Annotated in this window: 10 protein-coding genes and 1 pseudogene; 7 read left to right on the top strand and 4 right to left on the bottom strand. The window is 66.2% G+C overall.

The genetic code is table 11. From position 1 onward, the window contains the following. Window positions 1–32: 32 nt before the first annotated feature. Window positions 33–1,544, top strand: a pseudogene (locus tag ACYX4S_RS13565) (flavin-containing monooxygenase); the annotation flags it as partial. A gap of 81 nt (window positions 1,545–1,625) precedes the next feature. Here ACYX4S_RS13565 and ACYX4S_RS13560 read toward each other — a convergent pair. Then, on the bottom strand, window positions 1,626–2,594 hold the full coding sequence (locus tag ACYX4S_RS13560; RefSeq protein WP_476360571.1) for an MBL fold metallo-hydrolase: 969 nt from the start codon (window positions 2,592–2,594) through the stop codon (window positions 1,626–1,628). Between the two features lie 123 nt (window positions 2,595–2,717). After that, window positions 2,718–3,275 carry a molybdenum cofactor biosynthesis protein B gene (gene moaB, locus ACYX4S_RS13555; protein ID WP_476360570.1) on the bottom strand — a complete coding sequence of 186 codons (558 nt, stop codon included), beginning with the start codon at window positions 3,273–3,275 and terminating at the stop codon, window positions 2,718–2,720. Between the two features lie 105 nt (window positions 3,276–3,380). Between moaB and ACYX4S_RS13550 the strand changes: the two genes are divergently transcribed. From ACYX4S_RS13550 to ACYX4S_RS13540, 3 genes are all read left to right on the top strand, one after another. Then, window positions 3,381–4,073 carry a ceramidase domain-containing protein gene (locus ACYX4S_RS13550; protein ID WP_476360569.1) on the top strand — a complete coding sequence of 231 codons (693 nt, stop codon included), beginning with the start codon at window positions 3,381–3,383 and terminating at the stop codon, window positions 4,071–4,073. Window positions 4,074–4,145: 72 nt separating this feature from the next. Next, entirely contained in the window at window positions 4,146–6,488 is a 2,343-nt protein-coding gene (locus tag ACYX4S_RS13545; RefSeq protein ID WP_476360568.1) for an NADP-dependent malic enzyme, read from the top strand. Window positions 6,489–6,855: 367 nt separating this feature from the next. After that, window positions 6,856–7,410 carry a flavodoxin domain-containing protein gene (locus ACYX4S_RS13540; protein ID WP_422068052.1) on the top strand — a complete coding sequence of 185 codons (555 nt, stop codon included), beginning with the start codon at window positions 6,856–6,858 and terminating at the stop codon, window positions 7,408–7,410. Window positions 7,411–7,486: 76 nt separating this feature from the next. On the opposite strand, the gene ACYX4S_RS13535 is transcribed toward ACYX4S_RS13540, so the two are convergent. After that, on the bottom strand, window positions 7,487–9,166 hold the full coding sequence (locus tag ACYX4S_RS13535) for an electron transfer flavoprotein-ubiquinone oxidoreductase (protein ID WP_293719516.1): 1,680 nt from the start codon (window positions 9,164–9,166) through the stop codon (window positions 7,487–7,489). Window positions 9,167–9,355: 189 nt separating this feature from the next. Between ACYX4S_RS13535 and ACYX4S_RS13530 the strand changes: the two genes are divergently transcribed. The 3 genes from ACYX4S_RS13530 (at window position 9,356) to ACYX4S_RS13520 (ending at window position 11,530) form a co-directional block, all read left to right on the top strand. Next, on the top strand, window positions 9,356–10,378 hold the full coding sequence (locus tag ACYX4S_RS13530; protein ID WP_476360567.1) for a uracil-DNA glycosylase: 1,023 nt from the start codon (window positions 9,356–9,358) through the stop codon (window positions 10,376–10,378). Between the two features lie 86 nt (window positions 10,379–10,464). Then, entirely contained in the window at window positions 10,465–11,334 is an 870-nt protein-coding gene (locus tag ACYX4S_RS13525) for a S49 family peptidase (protein ID WP_476360566.1), read from the top strand. A 13-nt stretch (window positions 11,335–11,347) separates the two neighbouring features. After that, window positions 11,348–11,530 carry a hypothetical protein gene (locus ACYX4S_RS13520; protein WP_422068055.1) on the top strand — a complete coding sequence of 61 codons (183 nt, stop codon included), beginning with the start codon at window positions 11,348–11,350 and terminating at the stop codon, window positions 11,528–11,530. Between the two features lie 93 nt (window positions 11,531–11,623). Here the strand turns inward: ACYX4S_RS13520 and glyS are convergent, their stop codons facing one another. Further along, window positions 11,624–13,702, bottom strand: coding sequence for a glycine--tRNA ligase subunit beta (gene glyS, locus ACYX4S_RS13515; RefSeq protein WP_476360565.1), 2,079 nt, complete (start codon window positions 13,700–13,702; stop codon window positions 11,624–11,626). Window positions 13,703–13,801: the final 99 nt, after the last annotated feature.

Genomic DNA, 13,801 nt, shown 5'->3' with positions numbered 1-13,801 from the left:
CAGCAAGGGCGTGCCCTCCGCCGGACGGGGGCAACGCCTCGGACACCGGGACATTTCACATGGTCAAACGCAAGCGCGTCTGCGTCATCGGCGCCGGCGTGAGCGGACTTGCGTCCGCGCGCGCCTTTCGGGACAAGGGGCATGAGGTCACCGTTCTCGAACGGAGCCACGAGCTTGGCGGGGTCTGGGGGCCTGCGCGCTCCTATCCGGGCATTCGCACCCAAAGCCCCAAGGATCTCTACCGCTACACCGGCTTGTCCATGCCGGAGGATTATCCGGAGTGGCCAAGCGGGGCACAGGTCCATGCCTATCTGACGGACTTCGCCGGCACGTTCGGCCTGCTTCCTCTCATCCGTTTCCGCCATACGGTGACCGCCATGGAGCGCGCCGCGAGTGGGGGCTGGAACCTTTCGGTCGAGGACGGTGAGGGTGAAAGCAGCGTCCAGCACTACGACTTCGTCGTGGTCGCCAGCGGTACGTTCACGGACCCCAACCGATTGCGGCACAGGGGCGACGACGAATTTGTCGCCCGGGGTGGCAGCATCCTGCATTCCAGCGAATACACCGATCCGGCAATCGTGCGTGGACGCAAGGTGGTGGTGCTCGGCTTCTCCAAGTCGGCGACCGACGTTGCCGTCAACGCGGTGAAGGAGGGCGCGGAGGAGGTGACGGTCGTCTATCTGGAGCCGGTGTGGCGTGTTCCCTACCGTTTCGCCGGGCTCGTGAACTTCAAGCACATCCTTTACTGCCGTGCGTCGGAGATCATGTTCCCGCCCTGGAGCGAGGGGCGGGTCGCCAAGGTGGTCCGTGCGCTGACGAAACCCCTGGTCTGGGCGAACTGGAGAGGGCTCGAGGCCCTGCTGACGCTCCAGTTCGGATTGAAGAAAAACGGTCTGCGCCCGAAGGCGCCGGTGGACGATACCATTGCCTGTGGCCTGTCCATCGCGACCGAAGGGTTCTTCGACCTCGTCTCGAAGGGCAGGATCAGGACCGTGAAAGGTACTTTCGAGAGGTATGAGGACGGCGAGGTGATCCTGTCGGGCGGTGAGCGCCTGCCGGTCGATGTCGCGATCCAGGCGGTCGGCTGGAAACTTGGGGTGCCCTTCCTCGACGAGGCCACGAAGGATGCGCTGATCGACGATGACGGTCAGTACCGGCTCTATCGCCTGGTTGCCAATCCAGACGTGCCGGACCTCGGATGCGTGGGGTTCAACTCGAGCTTCGCCACCGTCCTGACCAGCGATATCGCGGCCCAGTGGCTCGTGCGCTACGCGGACGGGATGCTCGCGAAGCAGCCTGGCCCGGATGACATGCGGCGCTGGATCGACGAGCACCTGAAATGGCGCAGAACCGTTCGTCCCGCCGCACGCGTTTATGGCGGTCTGTGTTCAGCGCCCTATCATTTTCGCCATATGGACGAACTGCTCGCCGACATTGGCGCGCGCAAGCGCCGCCGCAATCCCCTGGCGGAAACGTTCCTGCCGCCGGATGCGAATGCCTACGCCCGCTTTCTGGACAGCGCGCCCGCCTACAGTGCGGAGTGAACACGTCACATGAGAAAGGGGCCGGCGTTGGCCGGCCCCTTGAACAATGCATCGTCGTGCCTGAGCGGCCCGGGCCACACCCTAAAGCTCGAACTGATAGGTCGCCGGGGTCCAGCGATATCCCTCGCCGACCTTTTCCACGTAGCCGATGGCGGGAAAGGGCATGTGGTAGCCGGAGATGGCCAGCCCGTCGGTCGCCGCCATGTCGAAGATGCGCTTGCGGGTCGCGACGGCCTTCTCCTTGTCCATGTCGTAGCGCACGTGCCACTCGGGACGCTGGACGGAGGCGGCGAAGTGGTTGGCCACATCGCCCCAGATCATCAGCTCCTGGCCGTCGCTTTCCAGATGGAAGGACATGTGGCCCGGCGTGTGGCCGGAGGTGTCGAGACCGGTGATGCCGGAAACGACCGCGTCCCCGTCACCGATGAAGGTCATCTTCTCGGCGAGCGGCACAACGTTGGAGCGCACCAGGTTGGCACCGCGTTCGGCCGCCGTGCCCATGCGGTCGTCGGAGGACCAGAAGTCGTACTCCGTCTGGCCGGTCACGTAGCGGGCGTTGGCGAAGACAGGAGCGCCATCCTTCATCAGTCCGCCGATGTGGTCGCCGTGCATGTGGGTGATGACCACCGTGTCGATCTGGTCGGTGGAATAGCCGGCCGCCTCGAGCTGGGCCGCGAGCTTGCCGGTCTCCCCGCCAAGGCCGGTGTCGAAAAGAACCAGTTCGGACCCGGTGTTGACGAGCACCGGCGTGAAACCGTTGACCATCCTGTCCGTCGGCAGGTTGTTTTCCCGCATCAGTTCGGCGACGGCATCGGCTTCCTGGTCCTCTCCGAAGATGGGGTGCGGGCCGTCCATCGCGCGTGCGGCGTCGCGCAGGGTCGTGACTTCGAAGCTGCCGAGCTTGATGCGATGGAACGCGGGCGCGGAAGCCCCCATCATCGGCGCGGCGGCGCGCACAGGACCGAGCGTGGAAAGAAGAGCAGGCGCGGCAAGCGTTGCCGTGGCCGCACCGGCGAGCAGGGTGCGGCGGTTCACTGTCGTATCCGTCATATCCTCAAAGCCTCCCGTTTGCGAACGAAAGCGTTCCGCAAAGCCAGTTAGGCCGCGGGATGCGGGAAAAAAGAGGCGATAACGGATCCGTGAAGTGGCGTGGCCCGAACGGGGAGCCCGGCTTCATGCCTCGCGCAGCTTGCCCCGCTTCAGATGCTCGTCCAGGCGCGGCATGATCTCCACGAAATTGCAGGGCATGTGTCGGTAGTCGAGCTGCCACTTCAGGATGCCGTCCCAGGCGTCCTTGCAGGCGCCCGGAGAACCCGGCAGAACGAAGATGTAGGTCGCCCCTGCGACGCCGCCGGTCGCCCTCGACTGGATCGTGGAGGTGCCGATCTTGTCATAGGAGATGCGGTGAAAGACCTCTGAGAAGCCGTCCATGCGTTTCTCGAACAGGGGTTCCACCGCCTCGGGCGTGACGTCCCGGCCCGTGAAGCCGGTGCCTCCTGTCGTGATGATCACGTCGACCTGAGGATCGGCGATCCAGCGGTTCACCACGGTGCGGATCCGGTCCACGTCATCGGTAACGATCTCGCGCCCGGCGAGACGGTGACCGGCGTCACCGATGCGCGCGGCAAGGGTCGAGCCGGAGCGGTCCTCCTCCAGCGAGCGTGTGTCCGACACCGTCAGCACGGCGATGTCGAGGGGGATGAAGGGGCGGCTGTCATCGATGCGATGCATGGCTGTGCTTGTCACTCCGCTGGCATGGGACTGGCCGGCAGAATAGGCTTGGCCGCAACGGGACGCCAGAGCGCGCGGAACGACGACTGCGGGAGGAGGTGCGAGATGGACTGGACGGCGCCGATCGATGCCTATTGCGAGCGCCTCGATGCGGGGTTCTGGGCCGAGCCGGTCAACGCCGTGACCAACGCGGCCTTCCTGATCGCCGCCCTTTTCGCCTTTCGCGACTGGCGCGAGCGCGGGCAGGGCGATCCCGCAACGTTCCTGCTTGCGGTCATCGTGGCGGTGGTGGGCGTCGGGTCCTTCCTGTTCCATACCTTCGCGACCCGCTGGGCCGCGCTGGCCGACGTGCTGCCGATCGCATTGTTCATCAATATCTACTTCTGCCTTGCGCTGCGCCGGCTGGTCGGCCTGTCCTGGCCGCTCGCCGTCTTCGGAACCCTGCTCTTCCTTGGGGCGAGCTATGCGCTCGGCCCGCTGTTCGGACGGCTTGCCGGGTCGAGCGGGGGCTACGTGCCCGCCCTCGGCGCGATCTTCGGCGTCGCGGCCACGCTATGGCTCATGCGCCGTCCCGGGGCGGGGATGCTGGCGGTGACCGGAACGGTGTTTCTGCTGTCCCTCGTTTTCCGCACGGCAGACATGCCTGCCTGCGAGGCTTTCCCGCCAGGCACGCATTTCGTATGGCATTGCCTGAACGCGCTTGTGCTCTTCTTGTTGATTCGCTTGCTGATCCGGGCAAAGTCTCATGAGGGAGCCCCTGCCGCCGCACCGGTGGGGAATGCGCGAGACATGCCCTGATCCCCTTGCCACCGCCGCCGGCCTTCAGGCCGGAGGCTTCACCGACCGAACTTCCAGGCCCGAGTGACCGCCATGACCGACGCGCCGAAAAACCAGACACCCGCTTCCGCCAGCTCCGCGCAGGCGAACCCCGCACATGACCTCGACGAGGCGGCGCTGTTCTACCACCAGCATCCGCACCCGGGAAAACTGGGCATCCAGGCGACCAAGCCGCTGGGCAACCAGCGCGATCTTGCCCTTGCCTATTCGCCGGGCGTCGCGGCGCCCTGTCTGGAGATCGCCCGCGATCCCTCCACGGCGGCCGACTACACCGCGCGCGCAAATCTGGTCGCGGTGATCTCCAACGGTACGGCGGTGCTCGGCCTGGGCGCCATCGGCCCGCTCGCCTCCAAGCCGGTGATGGAGGGCAAGGCGGTGCTCTTCAAGAAGTTCGCCGGCATCGACGTGTTCGACATCGAGGTGGACGAACTCGACGTGAACCGTTTTGTTGACGCGGTGGCGGTGCTGGAGCCCACCTTCGGCGGCATCAACCTGGAAGACATCAAGGCGCCGGAATGCTTCATGATCGAGCGCGCTCTGCGCGAGCGGATGAACATTCCCGTCTTTCATGACGACCAGCACGGCACGGCGATCATCGTCGGCGCCGCGGTCAAGAACGCGCTGGAACTGTCCGGCAAGGACATCTCGAAGGTGAAGATCGTCGCCTCGGGCGCCGGCGCGGCGGCCCTTGCCTGTCTCAACCTTCTGGTCTCGCTTGGCGCGAAGCGCGAGAACATCTACGTCACCGACATCGAGGGCGTCGTCTACAAGGGCCGCGAAAGCCTGATGGACGAATGGAAGGCCGTTTTCGCGCAGGAAACCGAAAAGCGCACGCTCGCCGAGGTCATCGAGGGGGCGGACGTCTTCCTCGGCCTGTCGGCGGCCGGTGTTCTCAAGCCCGAGATGGTCGCGGCGATGGCCGCCAATCCGCTCATCATGGCGCTCGCGAACCCGCGCCCGGAGATCATGCCGGAGGCGGCGCTTGCCGTGCGCGACGATGTCATGATGTGCACCGGCCGCTCCGACTATCCCAACCAGGTCAACAACGTCCTGTGTTTCCCCTACATCTTCCGCGGCGCGCTCGACGTGGGCGCGACCACCATCAACGAGGAGATGAAGCTCGCGGCCGTGGCGGCGATCGCGGAACTGGCGCGCGAGGAGCCGTCCGACGTCGCCGCGCGGGCCTACGGTGGCGTGACGGAGACCTTCGGGCCGAAGTATCTCATTCCCTCGCCCTTCGACCAGCGGCTGATCCTGCGCATCGCGCCGGCGGTGGCCCGTGCCGCGATGGACAGCGGCGTGGCCGAACGGCCGATCACGGACTTCGACGCCTACAACGACCGCCTCAACCGTTTCGTGTTCCGGTCCGGCCTGATCATGAAGCCGATCATCGCCGCCGCAAGGGCCAGCGAGACGCGCATCATCTATTCCGACGGAGAGGACGAGCGCGTGCTGCGCGCCGCGCAGGTGCTGCTCGAGGACAAGCTGGCGCGGCCGATTCTCATTGGCCGCCCCTCGGTGATCGAAAGCCGTTGCGAACGCTTCGGTCTCAAGATCCGTCCCGGCACCGATTTCGAGTTCATCAACCCGGAAGACGACCCGCGCTACCGCGACTATGTCGACACGCTGCATTCGCTCACCGGACGGCGCGGCGTGACGCCGGAGGCCGCCCGCACCATGGTGCGCTCCAACACCACGGTGATCGGCGCCCTTGCCGTGCGTCGGGGCGAGGCCGACGCGCTGATCTGCGGTCTTGAGGGGCGCTACACCAAGCACCTCAACAATGTGAAAAGCATCATCGGAACGGCGCCGGGCGTGCAGGACTTCTCCGCGCTTTCCCTGCTCATCAACGCGACCGGCGCGACCTTCTTCACCGACACCTATGTGACCGCGAACCCCTGTGCGCGCGAGATCGCCGAAATGACCCGGCTCGCGGCGGAGGAGATCAGCCTCTTCGGCATCACGCCGCGCGCGGCCCTTTTGTCGGCGTCGAACTTCGGTTCGCGGGACATGGCCTCGGGAGAGAAGATGCGCGAAGCGCTGGAGATCCTGGGAGAGATCGCCCCCGACCTGGAGGTCGACGGCGAGATGCACGGCGACAGTGCCCTGTCCGAGGCGATGCGGGCCCGTGTCATGCCGACGTCGCGCCTGACGGGCGAGGCCAACCTGCTCGTGTTCCCGAATCTCGATGCGGCCAACATTGCCCTCAACCTTGTGAAGGTCATGACCGAGAGCCTGCACGTGGGGCCGATCCTTCTCGGCACCGCGCAGCCGGCGCATATCCTGACGCCGTCCGTTACCTCGCGCGGCGTGGTCAACATGTCGGCCTTCGCCTCGGTGGAGGCCCAGACCAAGCGCCTCGCGGCAGAGGACTAGGGTGTGGCCCCATAAACGAGGCGGGTCCGGTTTGTTCGCCAGGGTCGGATACGAGGCGCAAGCCTGCAGGAAACCGTCCGGTTTTCAAAGGCTGGCAACGCTGTTGCCCGGCCCTGACCGAGCAAATCCCGACGGGACATGAAAACGGCTTCGATCTGCGGCGTCGAAGCCCTTGGCCGGGCGGAAGGCCCGCCCGGCGTGCTTCTCCTTGCATCTCTTTGCCGTTTTTATATGAGCCGAACCGCGTTTGCGGGGGGAGGGCCTAGGCAGTTTGCCGGCTTAGTCCGAAGCTGGCCGAATCCGTCATGGAATCGTCGCGCGCCTGAGGCACTCTTTCCCGATGGGGAGGACGTTCGGGTGGACGCTCATGACGCATTTTCTCGTGGTTTACGCCACGACTGAAGGCCAGACCGGGAAGATCGCCAACCGCGTGGCAAGCCGGTTGCGCGCCTGTGGAGGACAGGTCTCGCTCGTGGATGCACGGGCGGCGGCGGCGCTTGAGCTCGGCACCTTCGACGGTGCCGTTCTCGCCGCCTCGCTTCACCTCGGGCGCCACCAGAAGGAGATGGTGGATTTCATCCGCCTGCAGCGTGCGCGGCTCGAACGCGTTCCCACCGCCTTTGTCTCCGTCAGTCTGTCGGCGGCCGGAGGAAGCGAGGATCTCGCCAACGCCGAAATCGCGGTGGAGGATCTTTTCGATGCTCTCGACTGGGAGGCGACCAGCGTGCACCTCGCTGCCGGCGCGGTGCACGACACGCGGCTGAATTTTCTCAAGCGGTGGGTGATCCACGGCATCCTGCGGGAGAAGGGCATCGAGCCCGATCCCTCAGGCGATATGGAGTTCACCGACTGGCCGGCACTCGATCTCTTCACCGACAGCTTCTGCCGGCTGGCCGCCCGCAAGGCAAAAGAGACGGCCTAAAACGCCTGCCCTGAAACGGAAAGGGCGGCGAGCTGTCGCCCGCCGCCCCCTGTTCCTTCCATCGCAGTCCGCGCGATCACATGTTGGGGTAGTTCGGTCCGCCTGCGCCTTCCGGCACCGTCCAGGTGATGTTCTGGTTCGGATCCTTGATGTCGCAGGTCTTGCAGTGGACGCAGTTCTGCGCGTTGATCTGGAAGCGCGGCGCGTCCTCGCCTTCCTCGACCCATTCGTACACGCCGGCCGGGCAGTAGCGGTTCGACGGTCCCGCGAAGACATCGTGTTCCGACGTCTTCTGCAGCTCCATGTCCTTCACCTTGAGGTGGATCGGCTGATCCTCCTCGTGATTGGTGTTCGACAGGAACACGGAGGAGAGCTTGTCGAAGGAGACCTCGCCGTCCGGCTTGGGATAGTCGATCGGCTTGTGTTTCGCCGCCGGCTCCAGACATTCGGAGTCGCGCTTGCCATGCTTCCGGGTGCCGAAGAACGAGAACCCGAACAGCTCGTTGGTCCACATGTCGAGACCGCCGAGCGCCGTGCCGAGCGCGGTTCCGAAGCGTGACAGCAGTGGCTTGACGTTGCGCACCCGCTTCAGGTCCTGGCCGATCTCGCCCGCCCGCCATGCGGCGTCATAGCTCTCGAGGTCCGTGTTGGCCTCGCCGCGTGCCAGCGCGCCCATGACTTCCTCGGCCGCAAGGATGCCGGATAACACGGCGTTGTGCGATCCCTTGATGCGCGGCACGTTGACGAAACCGGCCGAGCAGCCCAGCAGCAGGCCGCCGGGGAAACTCGTCTTCGGAACCGACTGGTAGCCGCCCTCCGTGATGGCGCGCGCGCCGTAGGAGATGCGCTTGCCGCCCTCGAAGGTGTCGCGGATCGCCGGGTGCGTCTTGAAGCGCTGGAACTCGTCGAAGGGCGAGAGATACGGGTTTTTGTAGTTCAGGTGGACAACGAAGCCGACCGCGACCTGATTGTCTTCCAGATGGTAGAGGAAGGAGCCGCCACCGGTCTTGTTGTCCAGAGGCCAGCCGAAGCTGTGCTGCACGAGGCCGGGGCGGTGCTTCGAGGGATCGACCTGCCACAGCTCCTTGATGCCGATGCCGTATTTCGGCACGTCGGCGTCCTTGTCGAGCTCGAAGCGGGCGATCAGCTCCTTGGCGAGCGAGCCGCGCGCGCCTTCGCCGATCAGGACATACTTGCCGCGAAGCTCCATGCCGCGCGTGTAGTTTGCGTTGGGCGTGCCGTCGCGCGAGACGCCCATGTCGCCTGTCGCGACACCGACGACACGACCCTCGTCATCGTAGAGCACTTCGGCAGCCGCAAAGCCGGGATAGACCTCGACGCCGAGCGCCTCGGCCTTCTCGGCGAGCCAGCGCGTCACATTGCCGAGCGAAACGACGTAGTTGCCGTGATTGTTCATCAGCGACGGCATCATCAGGTTCGGCAGGCGCATGGAACCGGCGGGGCCGAGAACCAGGAAGTGGTCGGCGGTCACCGGGGTCTTGAAGGGCGTGTCCGCCTCCTCGCGCCAGCCCGGCAGCAGCCGGTCGATGCCGATCGGGTCGACAACCGCGCCCGACAGGATGTGGGCGCCTACCTCGGAGCCCTTTTCCAGAACGACCACGGAGACATCCGTGCCGCTTTCCTCGGCAAGCTGCTTGACGCGGATCGCGGCTGCCAGGCCCGCGGGGCCGGCGCCAACGATGACGACGTCGAAATCCATGCTTTCGCGCTCAGGAAGTTCCCCGGTCTCGGCCATCCCGCTCTCCCTCTTGTGGCTTCTCTGTGTACCCGCCTTCTCTTTAGTGCAGTGCGAAACGCCCTGCAATCCGCCTTGCCAATTTGGATATCTATATGACCCTCACGTCAGGGGAACTCCTGCTCAACGGAGCAGGGGTTTGCCACGGGCGTCGTTGCGCTGGCGCGCGCGATGCGTCACAACACGCTCATGGGACCGAGCAGACCAACAGACGAAACCGCATCCGGAGGCTTCGAGCCACCGCGAGAGGTGGTGCGCGGGCTCGAGGCGCTGCTTGATTTCTATCTTGCCTCCGGGGCCGATGCCTGGGGCGATGACGTGCCGGCCGACGCCTTCGCGCTCAGCGAACAGGCGCGAATGCAGGTTGAAGTACGGAACCGGCCCGCCACACGGCCTGGCGGTTCTGCTCCGGCAGCGGGCGGCGCGCGATCCGGCGAGGGGCCGGCGGAGCGGTCCGCGCCCATGTCGACGGATCCGCGCGACTATCTGAAACCGGCGGCGGGTGAACGCGAAAAGCCGGCGGCCCCCGTTACCGGCGGCACCATCGCGCTGCCCACCGACGAGACGGTCGATGCCGCGCGCGAGGCGGCGGCGCGTGCCGCAAGCCTTGAGGAACTGCGAGACATCCTCTCCCGTTTCGAGGGCTGCAATCTGCGCCTGACGGCGAAATCCCTAGTGTTTGCGGACGGCAACCCGCAGGCCCGCGTCATGTTCGTGGGAGAAGCGCCGGGACGCGAGGAAGACCGTCAGGGGCTTCCCTTCGTCGGCCGCTCGGGAAAGCTGCTCGACCTGATGATGGCCGCCATCGGCCTGGACCGCACCAGCGCGTGGATCACCAATGTCGTTCCCTGGCGCCCGCCCGGCAACCGCACGCCGAGCCCGCAGGAAACCGAGATCTGCAAACCTTTCATCATGCGGCAGATCGAACTGATCCGGCCCGAGGTTCTGGTGTTCCTGGGCGGCGCCTCGGCGGCAACCCTTGCCGGCACCAACCAGGGCATCCTGCGCTTGCGCGGTCGCTGGCTGCAGGTGCCGCTGCGCGCGGAGGCCGGCGGTGGCGCGGTGAGGGCGCTTGCAACGCTCCATCCGGCCTACCTGCTGCGCAATCCGCTGCAAAAGCGCTTCGCCTGGCGCGATTTCCTCGCCCTGCGCGAGGCACTCGATGCCGGACCCGCGGGTGAGGGCAATGGTGCGGGCGGCGCCGAAGGCTGAGGCGTTCTCCCTTTTATCCCCTTGCGAAACGCCTATATCCGGTGAGACCGCCCCTGGTTTCGCAGTGACAAGGAAACGCCCCCGCCGTGTTCGACAAGCTCCGCAAGCGCCTTCCCGGAAAGCTCGGCCAGGTGCCGACCACCATCCCCGTCGTCCGCCTGCAGGGCGCCATCGGGATGGGAGCGCCCTTCCGCCCTGGCCTGTCGCTGGCAAGCGTTGCGCCGCTTCTCGACCGCGCCTTTGCGCTCGATGCCCCCGCCGTTGCCCTTGTCATCAACTCGCCAGGCGGCTCGCCGGTCCAGTCGCGCCTCATTCATGACCGCGTTAGACAGCTCGCGCGCGAAAAGAAGCGTGATGTGCTCGTCTTCGTCGAGGATGTGGCCGCATCCGGCGGCTACATGCTGGCGATCGCCGGCGACGAGATCCACGTGGATCCCAGCTCCATTGTCGGGTCCATCGGCGTCGTGTCGGCCGGTTTCGGCTTTACCGAGGCGATTGCCCGCCTTGGCATCGAGCGGCGCGTGCACACGGCCGGCGAGAGCAAGGCCATCCTCGACCCCTTCCGCCCGGAACGGGAGGAGGACGTGACCCATCTCAAGGCGTTGCAGGCGGAGGTGCACGATGATTTCATCGCCCTTGTTCGCGAGCGGCGCGGCGATGTTCTGTCGGAGGCATCCGATCTCTTTTCCGGCCTGTTCTGGAGCGGGCGCACCGCGCGCGATCTTGGCCTTGTCGACGGGATCGGCGACATTCGCTCCACACTGCGCGCGCGCTTTGGCGACAAGGTCCGCATGAAGCTGATTGAACCGCGTCGGGGGTTGTTCGGCCGCAAGTTCGGCGTCGGCACCGCGTCGGATACTGTCGGCGGACTGGGGGCGGGCATCGGGGCCGGTGCGTCGGCGGAGCTGCTCGCTTCGGTGGAAGAACGTGCGCTATGGGCGCGCTACGGTTTGTGAGCGGGAGAGGGACATGGTCAATGTGATTGCGGCCGCGAGCCTGGCCATCGGCGGATATCTGATCGTCAAGGCGGTGCGTCGCGAGATGGCCCGGGTGGAAAAACAGGTGTCCAGGGCCGCCCGCAAGGCGGCGGGCGATACGATCAAGACACTTGAGCGCGATCCCGAAACGGGGCGCTATCATCCCAAGGACTGATCGGAACGCCCGTGCGGGTGTTGTGAGAGTGAAATGAAAAACGGCGGGGCATGGATGGCCCCGCCGTTTTCATGTCCATGATCCGCGCCGGTCTCAGCCGGCGATCTTCGAAAAGTCCGCAACCGCGCGGGTCGCCTCGCGGATCTCCGCCAGAAGCCGCAGCCGGTTCATGCGAAGGGCCGGATCGTCCGCATTGACGAGAATATCCTCGAAGAACGTGTCCACCGGCGCGCGAAGGCCGGCAAGCGCCGTCATCGCACCGGCGAAGTTCTCCTCCGCAAGCGCCTTGCGGATCTCGCCGCGCGCGGTGTCGATGGCCGCCGCCAGCGCGATTTCGGCGGGCTCGGCGAGATGGTCGGCCTGGGGCGCGCCTTCCACCGGCTTGCCGTCCTTCTTCTCTTCCGCGCGCAGGATGTTGGCGGCGCGCTTGATGCCGGCGAGCAGGTTGGCTCCGTCCTCGGTGGCGAGGAACGAGCCGAGTGCCTCCACGCGCTTGACCACCATCAGCAGGTCGTCCTGCCCCTCCAGCGCGAAAACGGCGTCGATGAGATCGTGCCGCGCGCCCTCGTCCCGGAGGTGCACCTTCAGCCGGTCGCCGAAGAAGGAGAGCAGATCGGCCGCAAGCGCGTTCGCCTCGCCAGCCATGGCCGGATTGACGCGGGCGAGAAGCTCGCCCATGCGCAGGCGAAGCCCGTTCTCCAGCACGATGCGGATCACGCCGAGGGCGGCGCGGCGCAGCGCGAACGGGTCCTTGGAACCGGTCGGCTTCTCGTCGATGGCCCAGAAGCCGGCCAGAAGGTCCAGCTTGTCGGCGAGCGCGACGGACACGGCGACCTGATCGCTCGGCACCTGGTCGGACGGTCCCTGCGGCTTGTAATGTTCCTCGATGGCAAGCGCGACGGAGGCATCCTCGCCGGCGGCTTCCGCGTAGGTGCGGCCCATCTGGCCCTGCAGCTCGGGAAACTCGAAGACCATCTGCGTGACGAGATCCGCCTTGGCGAGCTTCGCTGCGCGGGCGGCCTTGTCGGCATCGGCGCCGACCAGCGGCGCGATCTCGCGCGACAGCGCTTCCAGGCGGCGGATACGGTCGCCCTGGCTGCCGAGCTTTTCGTGGAAGACCACGTTCTCGAGCTTCGGCAGACGGCTTTCCAGCGAGGCGTTGAGGTCCGTCTCGAAGAAGAAGCGCGCGTCCGAAAGCCGGGCGCGGATCACCTTCTCGTTGCCGGCAATGATCGTGGCGCCGGCGTCCGGCGCCTCGATGTTGGAAACGGCGACGAAGCGGTTGGACAGGCGCCCCGTTGCCGGGTCGCGCAGCACGAAGCACTTCTGGTTGGCCCGGATGGTCAGACGGATGACCTCGTCCGGCAGCTTGAGGAAGTCTTCCTCGAAGGACCCGACCAGAACCACAGGCCACTCGACGAGGCCCGCGACCTCTTCCAGCAGGCCCTCGTCCTCGACCAGTTCCAGCCCCAGCGCCATGGCCCGGTTGCGGGCGTCATGGGCGATGATGTCCTTGCGCCGGTCGGGGTCGAGCACGACCTTCGCCTTTTCCAGCTTCTCCGCGTAGTCGTCCAGCCGGCGCACCTCGAAGGCGTCCGGCGCGTGGAAGCGGTGGCCGCGCGTGAAGTTGCCGGAACGGATGCCGTCGATCTCGAAGGAGATCACCTCCGGCTCCTCGGTTTCGGGGCCGAAGCTCGCCACGATGGAATGCAGCGGCCGCACCCAGCGCAGGGAGCCCGAGCCCCAGCGCATGGACTTCGGCCAGGGGAAGGAGCGGATGATGCCGGGCATCGCCTCGGCGATGATGTCGGGCGTTTCACGGCCCGGCTTCTCGATCACCGCGACATAGAAGTCGCCCTTCTTCGGATCGGAAACGACCTGCGCCTCGTCGATGGAGGCAAGGCCCGCACCGCGCAGGAACCCTTCGAGCGCCTTTTCCGGCGCGCCGACGCGCGGTCCCTTCCGCTCCTCGCGGGTCGCCTTGGACCCGGCGGTGAGGCCGGCGATGTGCAGGGTCAGCCGGCGCGGCGTGGAGAAAGCCTTCGCGCCCTCGTAGGTCACGCCCTGATCGACCAGCGCGTTGGTCACTAGCGACTTCAGGTCCTCCGCCGCGCGACGCTGCATGCGGGCGGGAATTTCCTCGCTGAAGAGCTCCAGGAGAAGATCGGGCATGGATGATCTCGAATGGTTGGGCTGCCCTGAGCGGCGGCCGGGACGTGCTGCGCGTCCGTTAGCAAGTGCGGGGGGAAAAGTCACCCCCCGGGAACATGA

The sequence above is a fragment of the Stappia sp. ABD4_338 genome (assembly GCF_056312175.1).
The sequence above is the reverse complement of the archived record's forward strand: the minus strand, read 5'-3'. Positions and strand labels throughout refer to the sequence as shown.

Bases quoted from the DNA above. Each gene is read 5' to 3' on its own strand.
- ACYX4S_RS13535 (WP_293719516.1), bottom strand. From the start codon at position 9,166: ATGGCCGAGACCGGGGAACTTCCTGAGCGCGAAAGCATGGATTTCGAC.
- moaB (WP_476360570.1), bottom strand. From the start codon at position 3,275: ATGCATCGCATCGATGACAGCCGCCCCTTCATCCCCCTCGACATCGCC.
- ACYX4S_RS13560 (WP_476360571.1), bottom strand. From the start codon at position 2,594: ATGACGGATACGACAGTGAACCGCCGCACCCTGCTCGCCGGTGCGGCC.
- ACYX4S_RS13540 (WP_422068052.1), top strand. From the start codon at position 6,856: ATGACGCATTTTCTCGTGGTTTACGCCACGACTGAAGGCCAGACCGGG.
- ACYX4S_RS13530 (WP_476360567.1), top strand. From the start codon at position 9,356: ATGGGACCGAGCAGACCAACAGACGAAACCGCATCCGGAGGCTTCGAG.
- glyS (WP_476360565.1), bottom strand. From the start codon at position 13,702: ATGCCCGATCTTCTCCTGGAGCTCTTCAGCGAGGAAATTCCCGCCCGC.
- ACYX4S_RS13520 (WP_422068055.1), top strand. From the start codon at position 11,348: ATGGTCAATGTGATTGCGGCCGCGAGCCTGGCCATCGGCGGATATCTG.
- ACYX4S_RS13550 (WP_476360569.1), top strand. From the start codon at position 3,381: ATGGACTGGACGGCGCCGATCGATGCCTATTGCGAGCGCCTCGATGCG.
- ACYX4S_RS13545 (WP_476360568.1), top strand. From the start codon at position 4,146: ATGACCGACGCGCCGAAAAACCAGACACCCGCTTCCGCCAGCTCCGCG.